Source organism: Martelella radicis (assembly GCF_014196625.1).
Lineage (GTDB): Bacteria > Pseudomonadota > Alphaproteobacteria > Rhizobiales > Rhizobiaceae > Martelella > Martelella radicis.
The window spans coordinates 178,818-196,437 of sequence record NZ_JACIDZ010000010.1 but is presented as its reverse complement, the minus strand read 5'-3'; the positions used below and the strand labels follow the sequence as shown (position 1 = coordinate 196,437).

Genomic DNA, 17,620 nt, shown 5'->3' with positions numbered 1-17,620 from the left:
GGGGGCTATTCACGGGGCGACCTGTTCGATCGCGCACTGGCGAACCAACGCTCATGAAGCCCATCTTCCTCGATCAAAAGAGCATGATTTTTAGGCCTTGTATCTGACAAAAAACAATGACATTGTCACTAAACATTCATTTTGTGGTGATAAATGTTGTTTAAATTACATTTAAGCTGCTTCAAACACAAAGGAGAATACGGATGAAGAATTTTGCCTTCTGGACACTGGGTGCACTGACCGGAGCGTTGATTTCGAGTGCGGCCTATGCCGAGACAATCACGGTCTACACCTCCTACGAAGAAGACGAAGCGGCGGCCTTTCTTGAAAAAGCCAAGGAGGCTCTCCCCGATATCGATGTAAACCTGCTGCGGCTTTCCACCGGCGATCTTGCCGCCCGCATCATCGCTGAAAAGGCCAATCCCCAGCATGACGTGCTTTGGGGTTTTGCAATCACCTCCATGGTCACTCCGCAGATCGAGGAAACGCTGGAGGCCTATGAGCCGAAGGGCCTCGATACCGTTCCCGAACAGTTCCGCGATCCCGACAACAAGTGGTTTGCCGTCACCGGCTACATGGCCGCGTTCTGCGTCAACAACGAGCGCCTCGAGGCCGAGGGGCTGGAGATGCCGACTTCGTGGGCAGACCTGACCGATCCCGCATTTGCCGATGAAGTCGTCATGCCAAACCCGGCAAGCTCGGGCACCGGCTATATCCAGATCGATGCGCTTCTCCAGATGATGGGCGAAGACGAGGGCTGGAGCTTCCTGGACGAACTCGACAAGAATGTCGCGCAGTACATCAAGTCCGGCTCCCGTCCGTGCAATGTCGCCTCGATGGGCGAATACACCGTCGGCGCGTCCTACGCGATGCGCGCCATCAAGAACATCGAGGAAGGTTATCCGATCACCATGGTCGTGCCGTCTGAAGGCGCCGGCAACGAGCTGGAAGGCAATGCGCTGGTCGCTTCCTCCGAGCACAAGGATGCGGCAAAACGCTTCCTCGACTGGACGCTCAGCCCCGAGGCTGCCACCGCCTATTACGACTGGAAGACGATCGTGACGGTTCCGGGCGGCGATGTGCCGGAGCGTTTCATCTCCGCGGGCCTGCCTGAGGATGTCCCGGCTGCTCTGTTCCCGGTCGACTTCCGCGCCGCGGCTGAAGACCGCACCGAGATCATCAATGCCTGGCAGGAGCGCTACGAGCGCTAGAATAGGCAGCCGACAAGTCAGCCGGCGGGCGTTGATGCCCGCCGGCGCTTTCAGATTTTCAATGCGCCTGGATAGATTCCGTCCCCCGTTTTCCCGGGCGTACTCAACTGAAAAAAACATCAGGAGAAGTCGCGCGATGGACCTTTCGATCCGCAATCTTGTCAAGCGCTTCGACAGGCTGACAGCCCTCGACAACGTCACGCTCGATGTCGCGCATGGAAGTTTTGTCTGTTTTCTCGGCCCGTCGGGTTGCGGAAAGACCACGCTGCTGCGCGTTATCGCCGGGCTGGAGGATGCCAATGAAGGCACCATTCAGCTCGGTGGCGAGGACCTGACGGCGGTGCCCACGCGCGCGCGCAATTTTGGCGTCGTGTTCCAGTCCTACTCCCTGTTTCCCAACATGAGTGCCGCGCGCAATGTCGGCTACGGGCTTGAATGCCGACGCTGGGACAAGGCGAAGATCGGCGCCCGCGTCGATGAAATGCTCGATCTGGTCCATCTTGCCGATCACCGTACCAAGCTGCCGGCGCAGATGTCGGGCGGGCAACAGCAGCGCATCGCGCTGGCGCGCGCGCTTGCCCCCGATCCTTCGCTGCTTCTGCTCGACGAACCGCTTTCCGCGCTTGATGCCAAGGTCCGCGAGGATCTGCGCGTGGAAATCCGCAGCCTGCAGCAGCGGCTCAATTTGACTACGATCATGGTGACCCACGATCAGGAGGAAGCGCTGGCAATGGCGGATGTCATCGTCGTCATGAACAAGGGTGCGATTGAACAGATCGGTTCCCCGCGCGCGCTTTATGCCGATCCGAAAACCGCCTTCGTTGCCGATTTCATCGGTCGCATGAATATTTTGAGGCTGGATGAAAGCGATCGCGGGAATCCGAGTTTCGGCGGCGTTGCACTCAAGGTCGCGAATATTGAAAACGCCGCAAATGATGCCAGGGCACTTGGCGTGCGGCCGGAAATGATTTCCCTGAGCGATGCCGAAGCCGGCGGTGAGAACACGTTGCCGGCAACCGTCAGCGGCATCACCTATCTCGGCAATATCACCCGTATCGAAGCCGTGAGCGATGCGCAGCCGGATACGCCCATCACGGTTGAATTGCATGGAGCCAGCGCAGTGCCGAAACCGGGAGAGCGTCTCGGCCTTGTCATCCCGGCCGAAGCCTTGAGGGTGCTCGCATGAGCTACCCCGCACAGCCCACAAGCCGTCCCGCGCGCGGCACGGATATTGCCGATCGCGCCAGCATCTGGGCGATGACGCTGTTCGTCGCAGCCCTCCTGATCATCTTCCTGCTGCTGCCGCTTCTCGGCATCCTGATGCGCAGTCTGGAGACCCCCGAAGGTCTCGGCCTCGGCAATTTCATCGCCACTTTCTCCACCATGCGTTTCTGGGAGCTTGTCGGCGACAGTATTCTGGTGTCGCTGACCTCAACGGCAATCGTGGTGATGGTGGCCTATGGCTACGCCTATGCGCTTCAGCGCGCGATCATCCCCGGCAAATGGCTGCTGCGGATTGTGGTGCTGGTGCCGCTGTTCGCGCCGTCGCTGGTGCAGGCGCAGGGCCTCATCCTGCTTCTGGGGCGCAATGGCATTCTCAACCGCTACCTCGGTTTCGATCTGGATATCTACGGCTTCTGGGGCGTGGCGATCGCCAATGCGCTTTATGCGTTTCCCTATGCCTTCCTGATCCTGTCGGCGGCATTGGCGGTGGCGGATGCTCGGATCTACGAAAGCGCTGAAGCGCTTGGCGCCGGTCCATTGCGTATTTTCCGCGACGTCACGCTGCCCGCAACCCGCTACGGGCTGGCAGCCACGCTGTTCATCGTTTTCATGCTGGCGATCACCGATTTCGGTAATCCGATGGTAATCGGTGGTGATTTCAACGTACTGGCGACGGAAGTCTACAATCAGGTTATCGGTCAGGCCCAGTTCGGTCTCGGCGCGGTCATCGGCGTCGCACTTCTGGTGCCGGCGATGCTTGCCAAGCTGATCGAAAAACGGCTGACGGCGCGCCAGCACGCGCTTGTCACCGAGCAGTCGCGTCCCCTGACGCCGAGACCTTCGGCGCGACGCGACCTGTTTTTCTCCCTCTATGCCTATCTGGTCGCGGGCCTGGTACTGTCCGTCGTCGCCATCGTCGTCTTCGCCAGTTTCGTGCATCTGTGGCCCTATAATATGAGCTTCACGCTGCGCCATTACCGCTTCGATGTTCAAAACGGGACAGAACCGCTCTGGAACAGTGTTTTTGTCGCATTTGCAACTGCCATTGTCGGCATCATCGTCACCGGTCTCGGCGCGATTGTCGTGCACAAGTTCAAGACCGCGCTCACGGGACCGCTGTCCTTCCTGGCGATCCTGCCGGCGGCGGTGCCCGGCATCGTCATCGGGCTTGGCTATATTCTGGTCTTCAATGCCCCCTCCAATCCGCTCAATTTCCTCTACGGCACCTTTGCGCTGATCGTCGTTCTCGAGGTCTATTATAACCACGCCCATGCTTTCCTGATTTCATCGACCAGCCTGAAGCAGATCGGCGCGACATTCGACGAGGCCTCGACGACGCTCGGCGGCACCTCGATGACAACCTTGCGCAAGGTCACTCTGCCGCTCATCTGGCCGACCCTTCTGGGCGTGGGCGTGTTCTATTTCATGCGCTCCATGGTCTCGCTTTCGGCGGTGATCTTTCTTGTCACGCCTTCGACGCAGCTTGCCTCCGTATCGGTCCTGCAATTGTCGGACCGCGGCGCGATCAATCAGGCCGCAGCCTTCTCGGTGTGCATCATGGGCATCGTGGTGGCCTGCCTGATCGTCGTGCGCGCGCTGATGTGGCTGGCCGGTGTCAGAAACGTAAATCTCATTCGATAAGAGCGGAAAACGCCATGCCTTCATCTCCCATCAAGGCCATCCTTTTCGACAAGGATGGCACCCTTCTCGATTACCAGCGCACCTGGACGCCGCTCAACCGTGCGGCAGCCGATCTTGCCGCAGGCGGTGATCCGGCGCTCGCAGCGCATTTTCTGCGCGTCGGCGGCATGGACCCTGAAAGTGGGCAGACCGCGTCCAACAGCCTGTTGGCGGCGGGAAACACAGATGAAATCGCAAGAGCCTGGATCGATGCTGGCGCGCGTTTCAGCGTCAACGAGCTGACCGAAGCGCTCGATAGGCTGTTTACCGCTGCCGTTTCCGATGCCGTGCCGGTGACCAATCTGGTCAGGCTTTTCCGGGATCTGCATGAACGCGGTTTCCGGCTGGGGATCGCCAGCAGCGACAGCCAGTCGGCAATTGAGGGGCTGGTGAAACGCCTGTCGCTGACGCCGTGGATCGATTTCATTGCCGGTTATGACAGCGGCTACGGCGTCAAGCCGGAACCGGGTATGTTGCTGGCGTTCTGCGAGGCGATGGGCGTCGCGCCATCGCAAGCCGCCGTCGTTGGCGATAATCCGCATGACATGAACATGGCGATCTCGGGGGGCGCGGGCCTCAAGGTCGGCGTTTTGACGGGAACGGGAACACGTGAGGTATTACAGCCGCTTTGCGATATCTGCCTTCCCGGAATCCAGATGCTCGCCACCGACGTATTCGAAGGTGCCCCGGTTTCCAAGCCATGAAACGGACAGGACGAAGCCGGATGAAGACGCGCTTCGCATGCGCGTCAACAAACGATCTCGACGCCGTTTTCATCGAGAAGACGGCGGATTTCGCCTTCCGGCATCTGGTCAGTGACAAGGGTGTTTATATTGGAAATCGTGCCGAGCCGCACCATGGCGCGCTTGCCGAACTTGCTGCTGTCGACCGCCAGAACCGTGCGGCCCGATTGCGCCATCGCCGCCGTCGCTACCACGCTTTCGGCATGATCGTCATCGCAAAGGTCGCCGTCATTATCGATGCCGCTCACCGAAATAATCGCGCTGTCAAACTTGAAGTTGCGGATAAATTCGGGGGTTTCTTCCTGAAAGATGCCGCCATGGATCGGGCGGACGAAGCCGCCGGGAACGGCCAGCGTGAAATTGGTGTTCTCGTTCAGGATCGTTGCCACCCGCAGGCTGTAGGTCAGAACCCTCAGATGATTGCGGCGCGACAGCGCGCGGGCGATCGCCTCGCAGGTGGTTCCGGAATCGATGAAGATCGACGCGCCATCGGGAATAAGTTCGGCGACCAGTTCGCCGATGCGCTGCTTTTGCGCGGAATTGTCGACGCGACGACGCCGGTAGACGGTTTCCTCCAGAGGGCCGACAAGAACCGCGCCCCCGTGCAGCCGGCGCACGCGACCGGCTTTTTCAAGCGCCAGAATATCGCGCCGGGCCGTCTGCGTGGTGACCGTGAAAAACTCCGAGATCTCCTCCACGGAGATATAGAAGTTCTTTTCCATCAGGCGCAGTATCGACGACTGACGGCTTTCCTTCTTTCTTTCCTCGCCGGTTTTTTCCACGTCCCCACCACCTTCCAGCACCAATTTCGATTCCGTGTCCCCTTTTTGAAACAGCGGGCGCGGCTACGCAAGAAATCTATAAAAATGTTGTAAATATGACATATAATGGGGTTATGTGTCGCTTTGGAAACATGTTAGCCTGACGACGTAAATCAAAATTTCATAGCATTCCGATTACGAAAGGAATTACCGATGAATGGTATAATTCAGCGGCTGGGAAGCCGCGCGCAGATTTCAGGCAAGATGCTCGGCCTGCTGAGCGGCGTTTCGCTGCTGGCCGTCACCGCCGCCCCGGCAAAGGCCGAAGACAATGCGCTGCGCATCATCTCCCTGAACACCTGGGGCGCATCGACGCTCGTTCCCGAAGCGGCCGACCTGTTGTCGTCGGGCAATTACGATTTCATCACCATCCAGGAGTACCGCAACAGCTACGGCGTCGACATCCAGGACAAGATGTCCGACCTCGGCGCCGGCGATTATTCGCTCCATTCCAAGGGCGATACCGGCATGGCCTGGCGCGACAAGGACATCATCGAATACAGCAATACAGATGAGCCGGTTCACGTGGTCGTCGGCGGCGAGAACGGCCGCCCGCAGACGATCATCGCCACCGAGCATCTCGACTACCGCGATAATGCCTTCCTCCATCGTAACCGCGAAGCCCATGAGCTGAACGACTGGGCGGCGAGCAAAGCCAGCCCCATTATCATGACGGGGGACTTCAACGCAGGCGACATCTCTGAGCGCGGACTGCTGGAAGTGGTTCAGCAGGAATTTATGATGAATCGCGCGCGAGAGACCGGCAATGCGGACCACAAGGCATGGGCCTTGCAATATGTCGCGCGCAATCACGCCATCGGTTCGGAAAAATACGCCGCCGCCGAAGCCTATATCAATCGCGAGACCAATACCGCGCCGGAAGGCCTGTTCACCGACGAAACCTATCCGGTGGCGGGCAACACGCCCTACACGATGAACCTCTTGAAGAAGCAGTACCAGATCCTGCAGAACCCGGAAGATCGCGAGCGCTTCGCGCCGCACAAGCTGGCGGATGGCAGCACGACCTGGCCGAGCGTCGAGGAAGACGACGAAGCCTTCAAATGGCCGTCCTGGGGTCGCACCCAGATCGACCACTTCATCGCCTCCCGGCCCTACGCCAAGTGGTGGGAACTGACGGATGCCGAAGACGATCGCTATGTCGGCGGCGTTCTCGACCAGGACATCAGCACGACGGAGGCGGGCGTTGCGCTCTCCGACCATGAGCCGCTCGCTCACGAAATCCGCTGGAAGGGCCCGAATGTCGAGGAAATCGGCGACGGCAGCGGCAAGGTCCGCCTGACCTTCGGCGCCAACACGCGTGATTCCGCGGAGCGCGCCAATGAATTCCGGCTGTCGCGCAACAACCACCGCACCGATGTCTATCTCGGCCAGCTTTCCGATAAGGATGGTCGTCCGATCTATGCGCAGGCACCGGAAGTCACCGAGGAACGTCTCGGCTTCCTGCTGGCAAATGCGGTCTATGACCGTCACGACCCCGAAGCCTTCCAGAACGAGCTCGCCCTTTATGTGCCAGAGGCGCAGCAGGCGGTCTACCAGGCCTATCTCGACAAGCTGACGGACACCTCCAATCCCGAGTTCTTCCGCAACGTCCTCGATGACTACTTCCAGGCGCATCGCGACGAATTCCCGGGCATCGGCAGCATCAGCGACATGAGCTGGGAGCAATGGGGCGATATCCTCATGAAGTATGTCGATGAGGACCTTGCCTTCGAAACCAAGCCGGAAAACCCGGCCTGGGACGAGCTTGTCGCAACGCTCGGCCTTAACGATCCCGCCGTGCGCGCCGCGCTTTCCGCGAAGACCGGGCTCGACTTCGAAAACGACCCTTTCGCGCCCCTCAAGCTGGCGCTCGACTGCGCGGACGCACAGCACCTGTCGCTTCAGGGCGCCCGCGCGATGTGCGTGGACGATCACGAGCGCTTCCGCGATATCGTCGTCACCGCCGGCAAGACCGTGGCGATCGACGAGAGCGCCGCGCTCGGCTCGACCGACGGCCTGATCACGCTCGACAATGGCGGCATCCGCACCGCCGGACCGGACGATGACTGGGCTCAGTGGACCGGCCCGATCACATCGCTCGACAAGGCCATCCGTTTTGACGGCCGCGGCTGGATCGATGTCTCGCATCCGACGGTGCCCGTAACTGCTCTGAAGACGTTCTCCGGCGACGGCACGTTTGAAAAGCGCGGCGTGGGCACCCTGCTCCTGACGGCCGACAGCTCCGGCTTTGCCGGCACCACGCTGGTCAACCAGGGCAAGCTGCTGGTGGGCGACGAAAACGGCGTCGGCAAGCTCGGCGGCAGCATGACCGTCAATGACGGCGCTGTTCTCGGCGGCTCCGGCACGATCGGCTCCGGCGTGGGATCGCTGGTCTCGATTGCCGCGGGCGGCACGCTTTCGCCGGGCAATTCCATCGGCACGCTCACGATCGACGGCGATCTTGCCTTCTCCAGCGGCTCGATCTTCGCCGTCGAAGTCGACCCGGAAAGCGGCCGCAGCGACGCTGTGACCGTGACCGGCAAGGCCTCGCTGGACGGAACGCTCGCCCATATCGGCTTTGACGGCGTCTACGATCCGCGCTCGACCTACACCATCCTCTCGGCCGGTGCGATCGAGGGCGAGTTCGCAAGCGTCACCTCCGACTTCGCGTTCCTGACGCCCGACTTCATGTATGGCGCAAGCGAAATCGGCCTGAAGCTGCAGCGCAACGACCGCGATTTCGCCTCGCTGGCGGCAACCGCCAACCAGGCGGCCGTGGCGGCAAGCGTCGAGTCGATCGGCTTTACCGCAGGAAACGCGCTCTATGACGCGATCGTCATGCTGCCGGATGATCCCGATTTCATCCGCAACGGTTTCGACCAGCTTTCCGGCGAGATCCATGCGTCGGTGAAATCGGCGCTGATCGAGGAAAGCGGCATCGTCCGCGGCGCGGAAGCCGATCGCCTGCGGGCAGCCTTCGGCACGGTCGGCGCATCCTCGGCGCCGGTTCTGGCCTACGGGCCGGACGGGGCGAACCTTGCAGCGCCCGACCAAGCGGACGGCATCGCCGCCTGGGGCAGCGCCTTCGGATCGTGGAACAAGTTCGACGGCAACGCCAATGCCGCCGGCCTCGACAGCGCGACGGGCGGCCTGCTTGTCGGCGTCGACATCCCGGCTGCCGAAACCTGGCGCGTCGGCGCGCTCGCCGGCTACAGCCATTCGAGCTTCGACAGCGACGACCGCGCGTCCTCGGGTTCCAGCGACAACTACTCGCTCGGCCTTTACGCCGGGTCGCAATGGGGCGGCCTCGGCTTCCGCTCGGGTCTCGCCTATACGTGGCACCAGATCGACACCAGCCGTTCGGTGTACATCCCGGGCCTTACGAATGCGCTCGACAGCAGCTATGACGCCGGCACTTTCCAGGCGTTCGGAGAACTCGGCTATCAGTTCGATCTCTCCGACGTTCAGCTGGAGCCGTTCGCCAACCTCGCCTATGTCAATCTGGATACGGATGGCTATGGCGAGAGCGGCGGCGCGGCGGCATTGAGCGGCGCAAGCGGCAGCTCCGACACGACCTTCACCACCGTGGGCGTGCGCGTCTCCTCCGACTTCATGATCGGTCAGACGCGGGCGAAGGCAAGCGGGATGATCGGCTGGCGTCACGCCTTCGGCGATATCACGCCGTCCGTCACGCAGGCCTTTGCGGGCTCGACGCCGTTCGCCATCACCGGCGTCGCCGTTGCCGAGGATGCCGCCGTGGTCGAGGCCGGCCTCGACTTCGACCTGTCGGCCAACACCACGATCGGCGTTTCCTACCAGGGCCAGTTCGGCGACGACGTCACCTATAACGGCGTCAACGCACGGTTTCAGGTGAGGTTCTGAGCCTGAAACGACCAAATGCCGGGCGGGATCGCTCCCGTCCGGTGAAGCTGATCACCGCTATAACCTGTCCGAAGTGACAACGGTCACCTTGTCAATTCATGCTTGAAGCAGCTTTTCCTCCAAGTTAGTGATTCAGTGGCAGCGCTCTCGCTCACATCAGGTCTGGGCCGGCGCGGCCGTACATGGCTCGCTTCAGCGTTTTGATGCGGTTGATCTGCCTTCAGCCTGACCGCCTGTATCACGCGGAACGGGTCGGTCTCTTGCGGTGACTTCTCCGGCGGCGTCTGGCAAACCGGTCGCCGCCGCTGAAACACTGCAAAGATGGCCTTCAAAGGCCCCGGAACCCGCTAGAAGCGGACCTCGAAGTGATCGCCCATATCGGGTTTCTCGTCTGTCACCTTGGCCTTCGCGATCTGGATCGCAAAGCCGATCGAGTCCTTGGTGGCCCAGACCTCGGCGAGGTCTGGCAGAAACCGGATCAACCGGATGTCGGGATCGTCGATGCCGTCGAACCAGCTGGAGGCAACCGGGTTCCAGAGCGCCTCGAGCTTTTTCCGGTCCTGGACCACCTCGGAGCGACCTTCCACGCGAGCATGCATCTCGCCATTGCCAGTGACGATTAGCGAACTCTCGCTCTCGCCCGCCTCGATCGCCTTCACCAGTTCGGTGCCCTTGGCGGAGATAAACCAGATCACCCCTTCCTTGTCGTTGGGGTAGGGCGACATGGGCACATGGCGGGCCGATCCGATACCCAGCATCGCGGCGCGAACATCCTCCATCTCTTTCCAGAACTCGGATTTTGACATCGCTTTCTCCTTCTCGGTGATGAAACGTTTTTCGCCTGAAAAGGTTGCCTGGTGATTTCGGTGACAGAGCCGCGCGTTCCTCTCGAACCGTGCCGAGCGGATCACATTGTAGCTTCTCCAACTTTGCGACCTGGGTGTAAATGAGCAGTTCCGCCGCACGAAATTCGGGAGCATGCGATGATTACCGATCCAACGACGCTTTATCTTCTGCACATCATCTACCTTGTCGCTCTTGCCGCAGAAGCCATGACGGCGGCACTTGCGGCGGGACGGCGCAGCATGGATTGGGTCGGCGTGATCCTGCTCGCCTGTATCACCGGGCTTGGGGGAGGCTCCGTCCGGGACCTGCTTCTAGATCATCATCCGCTTTCATGGGTTGGCTCACCGGAGCTTCTTCTGGTGACCGGCGGCGCGGCCATCCTGACCATCATCATCGCGCGTCATATGTACAAGCTGCAGCGCGTCTTTCTCTTTCTGGACGCGGTCGGACTGGTTGTTTTCAGCATTATCGGTAGCAATATCGCGATCGGCCTGGATCAGCCCTTTCTCGTCGTGATCGCCGCCGGCATGATCACCGGCTGCGTCGGCGGCGTGCTGCGGGACATTCTGTGCAACGACGTTCCACTCCTGTTTCGCGCGGAACTCTATGCGACGGTCTCGGTCATCACGGTTGCGATCTTTGCGGGCGGCGGACGGCTTGGGCTCGATCACAACCTCGTCCTGCTGCTTGCATTGAGTGCCGGTCTCTGCATGCGTCTGCTGGCGCTCCGGTTTGGCTGGAGCATGCCGAAATTCGTCTACAAACACGATCTGCACTGACGTCGAAACAGCGCAAGACGATCCGAGATCGAAGGCCGGCAACGCCTACAGATGATCAAGCCGCGCAACGCCATTCGCTGCCATCCGTACGGATCTTGCCGTGACCATTGAGAAGGATGGCACGAGCCGCGCCGTCTGCCTTCATGTCGGCCAGTGAAGGTTGATTATGGTTGGTTTGCGCGTGACCAAACACGTCAAACGTCTCAAACCAATAGATTGCGAGCCTAGTCGAGGACTTCCGCGAGATCGGCGTATCCCACGCCTTCCTTGATGTACCGCAGGGCCCTACATTTTTTACACTGCATAGTACCCCGCCCTGTCGCGGTCATTCGGCTTGCAGGGTTCCAGGGGGCTGTTTGTTGTCGAAATCTCCCAGGCGCCATTCCTGATACCGCTTCAGCAGGAGTGCGGAGCCATCTCTTGTGAACACTTTCTGCTTCAGCAGAATGGCAGCGCCCGTCAGGCACCCGATTTCACTCGGGGACGCGGCTTCTATGATCAGGTTGTTGGTCGCCAGCGGCAGACAGCGTTGATAAACCCGCTCGCGCACGCCTGCTAGCAGGTATTCCTGCGCTGCGGCCAGCGTGCCGCCGATCCTGATCGTTCTGGGGTTGAGAATGCTCACGACATCGGCAACCACCTCGCCGAGTGCGCGTCCGGCTTCCCGCAGAAGGCCGATTGCTTCCGGAACATGTTGATCGATCAGGCGGACGACATCGTGCGCATCCTCTGCCTCGAAACCGGTTGCGCGCAATTCGCGTGCAATCGCCCATCCGGCGGCATGGGCCTCAAGACAGCCAACCTTGCCGCAACGGCAAAGCGGGGCCTTTTCCCGGTTGAGCTGGATGTGACCAATATCGCCGGAAGCGCCGTTGGCGCCATGGTAGAGGTGCCCATCCGCAATCAGACCGGAGCCGATGCCCGTGCCCATCTTGATGAAGAAGAAATCGTCACCGGCCTCCGGCGCGCGCCGAGACTCGTAGAGTGTCATCAGATTGACGTCGTTTTCGACAAATACGGGGATGCCCAGCCGTTTCTCCAGCCAGGGAATGATCTGGAAATTGTCCCATCCTCTCAGGATCGAGGGGCCGACCACCAGCCCAACCTTGACGTCGATCGGCGCGGGCAGGCTGACGGCAAGGCCGATCAGGAAAGGCTTGGGCGCAAGGCCCGACAGCATCGTGTCGATGCCGTCAGCGATGCTTCTGAGCGCAAGCTCGGCTCCATCCTCGGGGCGATAGTCAAGTGTCGTCCGGTGAAGGATGTTGCCCTGCACGTTGAGAACAGCAAGACGTATAATTGTCTCGCCGATGTCGGCGGCAAGAAGAAGCCCGAAATCCGGGTTGATTCCGAGCATTTTCGTCGGCCGGCCACCGCTGGGAACGGTCTCGCGCAGCTCCACGACCAGATCATTCTCGATCAGGGGGGCAAGTCTCTGGCCGAGCGTCATGCGAGACAGTCCGGTTGCACGCGCAAGAGCAGCCCGGGATATATCCTCTTGCGCAATGATCGAAAGCGGCTCAGCCGATGCGGCGAATGAGGCCGGATCATCGAAGACGGGTTTTTCGGTGATGCTCACAATTTCACTCCTGCAGCGCTGTCGGCCATATGTCTGTATTTATACCAAAGCCTGCACGCTGACAGCGTGAGCCCACCTCTCGAAACCACATAACACAAATTTCCCGAGTGTACCGCCCTCATGAATTTTCAAAAGGCTATATATTAATGTAAAAAATTATACAATAGATGCTTGACTATGGGATGAATACGAGCATAAATTTCGATAAGACGAGGTGCCGGAAGGCGTGGGAATGGAGGTCGACCGGTTGGAGGAGCAAACGGATTCCGTTTGTTCTCCGGTCGAGACAGTGCATGGCAGACAAATTCATCATCGGTTTGGACTTCGGGACGGAGACCGCGCGCGGGATCAGGATCTCGGTCGCCACGGGCAGGCAGGAAGCGTCTTCCACGCGTCCTTACCCGCACGGGGTGATCACAGGCGCATTGCCTTGCGGGCATGTCCTTCCCCAGTTCTACGCTCTGCAGGATGCCGATGATTATCTTGTGGTCGCGGAGGCCTTGCTGAAAGAACTCGGGGAGGGGCGGGAGATCGCCGGCATCGGCGTGGATTTCACTGCCAGCTCACCCTTGCCCTGTCTGCAGGATGGAACACCGCTGAGCAGGCTGTTCCCGCAGAACCCGCATGCCTTTGTCAAACTGTGGAAGCATGGTGCCGCGCAGCCCTATGCATCGAATTTCCTGCTTGATGACGCGGTCGTGCAGAGCGCTTTCGGCGGACGCGTTTCGGGCGAATGGCTTCTGGCCAAGGCGAGAGAAATTTCGGCGGAAGCTCCTGATATCTGGGCGCAGACCGATCGTTTCATCGAGGCAGGCGACTGGCTTGTCCGAATGCTCACCGGCAATGAAAGGCGCAGCGGTGATTTCGCCACATACAAGGCACAGTTCGATTGGACTGCCGGGTACCCGTCTTCGCTGACGTCAGATATCGCGGCACGGCTTGCCGATCCGTCAGTCGTCGGGGCTTCGGCGGGAAACATGACCGCTGATTGGTGCGCGAGGACCGGCATAAGAGGCCTGCCGGCGGTCGCAGTCGCCGCTATCGATTCCCATGCGGTTCTGCCGGCCGTGACAGATGGAGCTCCGAACACGCTGACCTGCGCTATCGGCACGTCGGCTGCCTATCTCTACCTTACGGATCGTCGGAAGCCGCTCCCCCCCGGAGTGGAGGGAATGGCGATCGATGCCGCGCTTCCCGATCTATGGTGCTATGAGGCGGGGCAGGCGGCATATGGCGATGTGCTGGCGTGGTTCGTCAAAACCTTTCCGCTTGGCGACACGATGGACGAGAGTTTCGATCGTTACAACGCCGCTGCAAGAGCCCTGTCGCCGGGTGAACATCCTCTGCTCGCGCTGGACTGGTGGAGCGGAAACCGAGTTCCCTATTCGGATTCGAGCCTTTCCGGCATGCTGCTGGGTATGACCTTGTCGACCGACGGTCCCGCAATCTACAGGTCCCTGGTGGAAAGTCTCTGTTTCGGCACGCGCGCTGTCGTCGACATGTTCGAACAGGGCGGGCTGCCTGTCGATCGGATCATTGTTACCAGCGGGCTTTCCCGTCGCAATCCATTCGTGGTTGCGACACTCGCAGATGTCCTCGGCCGCCCCGTCGAGGTGCCCGAAATTGAAAATGCGACCTGTGTGGGCGCTGCTATTCACGGCGCTGTGGCCGCCGGCATCGTTGAGGATTTCAGGTTGGGCTTTCGTCGCTTCGGCGCGTCCGGCAGCGCCGTCTATCGGCCGAGCCCTGCGCCAGAAAGGCAGGTCTATGACAGCCTTTATTCCGAATATCGAAGACTTGCGCAAGACCGCGAGATCAAGGCGGCCATGCACACGCTGCGCCGCCTTGCCGGTGAATTGCCGGCCAGGATTGCATCACAAACTGATTCACCTGTCCGTAGCGCCGAACCGGGAAGGTAGGCCTCGGCGAAGGAATTCGCCCGGCAGCGGGCGACATATCCAGTCAACAAAAGGGAGGTTTTGACATGGGTAAATGCAGACAAGAAAAGATCACCGGACGTGTGGCGCTCGCCGCCGTTCTGGCCGCCAGCGCTCTTCCGGTGCTTACCGCCGGACAGGCTTCGGCCGAGGAAAATGGCGGATATCTGATCGGTATCGTCGAACAGCAGCTTGCCAATCCGTTTTTCGCCATGCTGCAGCAGTCGGCTGTGGATCGGGCAAAGGAGCTTGGCCTCGAAACGATGACGGCAGAATCCCTCATTGCGGGCGATTCCGCTACTCAGGTCAATGCCATCGAGAACATGATCAACCGTGGCGTCAAAGGCATCGTGCTCGATCCGGGCAATGCTTATGCCCTCGTCCCCATCGTCGAACGCGCCCGGGAAGAGGGGATTGTGGTTGTAACCACCAACACCTCGCTCGAGCCGCCGGAAGCAGCGAATGCATCCTACGAAACCGACAACTTTCAGGCCGGTGTGCTGATTGGAAAGTGGGCGCATGCCATGCTTGATGGCGCCGAGCCGCAAGTCGCAATGCTTGACTATGACCTGTCGGACAAGACTGCCGGCGCACGTCATAATGGCTTTCTGGAAGGATTCGGCATCACCGATGACTCGCCCGAAATCGTCGGTACGGCGCTGACCAAGGCGAACGTGGAAACCGGGCAGTCGGAAATGGAGAACCTGCTGACCGCGCATCCGGACATCAATGTCATCTACACGATCAACGAGCCGGCCGCGCAGGGCGCGCACATGGCCATCGATCGTTTCGGCGCCGATGTCATCGTCACTTCAATCGACGGAAGCTGCTCGGGTGTTCGTTCGGTGGCCGCCGGTGAGATCGGCGCAACGGTCATGCAGTTCCCGACCAATATGGGGCAGATGGCCGTCGACGCCGTGCACAAGGCTGTTACCGAGGGCGAAATGCCGAGCGGGGTCAACAATTCCGGTACCGTCCTGATCACCGACAAGCCTGTCGAAGGTATCGAATCCAAGTCCTCGGACTGGGGACTTGAAAACTGCTGGGGTGAATAAGTGAGCACGCGCGATCACAAGCCGAACGCAGGACTGACGGGCACCAGGAGTGCCCGTCAGGAACTGACGCCGAAGGCTGTTCTCTTTGCCTTTTTCTCCCAGCCCATGGCAGGTCCTCTGATTGCCCTGATCGCGATCACGATCTTCTTCTCGCTGACGACATCGACATTTCTCAATCCGCGAAACATCTCCTTGCTGTTTCAGCAGACTGTGGTGATCGGTACATTGGCGCTGGGGCAGACCCTGATCATCCTCGTGGCGGGGATCGACCTTGCATGCGGCGCGATCATGGTGTTGGCGACGGTTGTGATCGGCAGCATCGCGCTTGATGGCAATATTGCCATGGCCGTTGCCATGGGGCTTGTCGTGGCGCTGGCAATGGCTGCGCTCAATGGCGGTCTTGTCACCCTTTTGAGGCTGCCACCCTTCATCGTCACACTTGGCATGTTCACCGCCATTCAGGCTGGCGCGCGGCTCTATTCCAACTCGCGAAGCTTTCCGATCCAGTCGGATTTTCTGACGGTCCTCGGCAGTCCCCTGATCAGCCATCCGGCAACGATCACCTATGGCATGGTTCTATGGGTCGTTTTGACCGGTATCGTCAGCTATGCGCTCACCCAGACGGCCTGGGGCGTGCGCGTCTATGCCGTGGGCAACGATCCCAATGCCGCGCGGTTGAACGGGATCAAGGTCAACCGGGTGATTTTCAGCGTCTACAGTCTTGCGGGCCTGTTCTATTTCTTCGCTGCATGGCAGTCGCTGGGGCGTACACCCATTGCCGATCCGAGTGCTTATCAGCTCGCCAATCTGGACTCGATCACTGCCGTCGTCATTGGCGGATCGAGCCTGTTCGGTGGCCGTGGCGGTGTCCTTGGCACTTTCATAGGCGCTCTGATTGTCATCGTTCTGAAGAACGGCCTGACCCAGGCCGGGATCGATTCCCTGTATCAGCAGATCGCCACCGGCGTACTGGTCATCCTCGCCGTCGCTGCAGACCAGTACATGAGCAAGAGGAAGCGCAAATGACAAGCGATCAAAGCGCGACAAGCAGGAAACTGGTGCTCGAGGCTACCGGCCTGAAGAAAAGCTACGGCCATGTCGTCGCAATGGACGGTGTGGATTTCGAACTGGCCGAAAACGAAATTCTCGCTGTTGTGGGCGACAACGGTGCAGGCAAGTCAGTCATGATCCGTTCGCTTACCGGTGCCGTGATACCTGATGCCGGTGAGATCTTTCTCGATGGCCGCCGCGTCAATTTCAAATCGCCGCTTGATGCAAGGCTATCGGGGATCGAGACCGTCTACCAGGAACTGGCGGTCGCGCCCGAACTCGACGTTACGCAGAATCTCTTCCTGGGACGTGAATTGCGCAAGCACGGCGTTCTCGGAACCGTCTTCCGTCAGTTGGACAAGAAGCGGATGCGCGAACAGGCTCTGGACCATATGCGCGAACTCGGCATTCGTATCCAGTCGATCCGGCAGAAGGTTGATACCTTGTCCGGCGGTCAGAGGCAGGCTGTATCCGTGGCCCGGGCGGCGGCGTGGGGCCGGAAGGTCGTCATCCTCGATGAGCCGACGGCCGCTCTTGGCGTCCGCGAGACAAATCAAGTTCTGGAGCTGATCCGCCGGGTGCGCGACCAGGGCTTGTCCGTGGTGATCATCAGTCACTCCATGCCGGATGTCTTTACCATCGCCGACCGTATTCACATCCACCGGCTGGGGCGACGCGCCACCGTCGTTAACGCGAAGGACGTGACCATGAACGACGTGGTTGCGGTGATGACAGGTGCTGCCGAGCCTTCTTCCGTGCCTTCGGCAGTTCTTGGGAACCGAATTACAGAACTCAATAGCAAGGGAGGATAGC

The 17,620-nt window shown here is 60.1% G+C and carries 13 protein-coding genes; 10 read left to right on the top strand and 3 right to left on the bottom strand.

The window, feature by feature from the left end; translation table 11 throughout:
• Positions 1-203: 203 nt before the first annotated feature.
• From GGR30_RS15475 to GGR30_RS15460, 4 genes are all read left to right on the top strand, one after another.
• Positions 204-1,211, top strand: a complete 1,008-nt coding sequence (locus tag GGR30_RS15475) for an ABC transporter substrate-binding protein (RefSeq protein WP_183487872.1) — start codon at positions 204-206, stop codon at positions 1,209-1,211.
• A 136-nt stretch (positions 1,212-1,347) separates the two neighbouring features.
• Complete coding sequence (locus GGR30_RS15470; RefSeq protein WP_183487870.1) at positions 1,348-2,397, top strand: ABC transporter ATP-binding protein; 1,050 nt, start codon at positions 1,348-1,350, stop codon at positions 2,395-2,397.
• Entirely contained in the window at positions 2,394-4,076 is a 1,683-nt protein-coding gene (locus GGR30_RS15465) for an ABC transporter permease subunit (RefSeq protein WP_183487867.1), read from the top strand. The genes GGR30_RS15470 and GGR30_RS15465 overlap by 4 nt, the downstream gene beginning before the upstream one ends.
• A 14-nt stretch (positions 4,077-4,090) precedes the next feature.
• Positions 4,091-4,819 (top strand): HAD family hydrolase, encoded by a 729-nt coding sequence (locus tag GGR30_RS15460; RefSeq protein WP_183487865.1) that lies wholly within the window; start codon positions 4,091-4,093, stop codon positions 4,817-4,819.
• A 44-nt stretch (positions 4,820-4,863) separates the two neighbouring features.
• Here GGR30_RS15460 and GGR30_RS15455 read toward each other — a convergent pair whose 3' ends face one another.
• The gene (locus GGR30_RS15455; RefSeq protein WP_183487863.1) at positions 4,864-5,640 is read right to left on the bottom strand and encodes a DeoR/GlpR family DNA-binding transcription regulator; all 777 of its coding nucleotides are present in this window, start codon (positions 5,638-5,640) and stop codon (positions 4,864-4,866) included.
• Positions 5,641-5,832: 192 nt separating this feature from the next.
• On the opposite strand from GGR30_RS15455, the gene GGR30_RS23420 reads away from it, so the two are divergent.
• Positions 5,833-9,561 (top strand): autotransporter domain-containing protein, encoded by a 3,729-nt coding sequence (locus tag GGR30_RS23420; protein WP_246413927.1) that lies wholly within the window; start codon positions 5,833-5,835, stop codon positions 9,559-9,561.
• Positions 9,562-9,908: 347 nt separating this feature from the next.
• Here GGR30_RS23420 and GGR30_RS15445 read toward each other — a convergent pair whose 3' ends face one another.
• The gene (locus GGR30_RS15445; protein WP_183487861.1) at positions 9,909-10,367 is read right to left on the bottom strand and encodes a pyridoxamine 5'-phosphate oxidase family protein; all 459 of its coding nucleotides are present in this window, start codon (positions 10,365-10,367) and stop codon (positions 9,909-9,911) included.
• A gap of 177 nt (positions 10,368-10,544) precedes the next feature.
• On the opposite strand from GGR30_RS15445, the gene GGR30_RS15440 reads away from it, so the two are divergent.
• Positions 10,545-11,186 (top strand): trimeric intracellular cation channel family protein, encoded by a 642-nt coding sequence (locus tag GGR30_RS15440; RefSeq protein ID WP_183487859.1) that lies wholly within the window; start codon positions 10,545-10,547, stop codon positions 11,184-11,186.
• A gap of 325 nt (positions 11,187-11,511) precedes the next feature.
• Here GGR30_RS15440 and GGR30_RS15435 read toward each other — a convergent pair whose 3' ends face one another.
• Positions 11,512-12,765, bottom strand: coding sequence for an ROK family protein (locus tag GGR30_RS15435; RefSeq protein WP_343066510.1), 1,254 nt, complete (start codon positions 12,763-12,765; stop codon positions 11,512-11,514).
• 167 nt (positions 12,766-12,932) lie between these two features.
• Here GGR30_RS15435 and GGR30_RS15430 point away from each other — a divergent pair, with 167 nt between their 5' ends.
• From GGR30_RS15430 to GGR30_RS15415, 4 genes are all read left to right on the top strand, one after another.
• On the top strand, positions 12,933-14,684 hold the full coding sequence (locus GGR30_RS15430) for an FGGY-family carbohydrate kinase (RefSeq protein ID WP_246413921.1): 1,752 nt from the start codon (positions 12,933-12,935) through the stop codon (positions 14,682-14,684).
• 65 nt (positions 14,685-14,749) lie between these two features.
• Positions 14,750-15,757, top strand: a complete 1,008-nt coding sequence (locus GGR30_RS15425; RefSeq protein WP_183487857.1) for a substrate-binding domain-containing protein — start codon at positions 14,750-14,752, stop codon at positions 15,755-15,757.
• Positions 15,758-16,783, top strand: a complete 1,026-nt coding sequence (locus GGR30_RS15420; RefSeq protein ID WP_210288066.1) for an ABC transporter permease subunit — start codon at positions 15,758-15,760, stop codon at positions 16,781-16,783.
• A complete protein-coding gene (locus GGR30_RS15415; RefSeq protein ID WP_183487855.1) occupies positions 16,780-17,619 on the top strand; it encodes an ATP-binding cassette domain-containing protein in 840 nt (279 codons plus the stop codon). The genes GGR30_RS15420 and GGR30_RS15415 overlap by 4 nt, the downstream gene beginning before the upstream one ends.
• The last annotated feature ends 1 nt before the right edge of the window (position 17,620 follow it).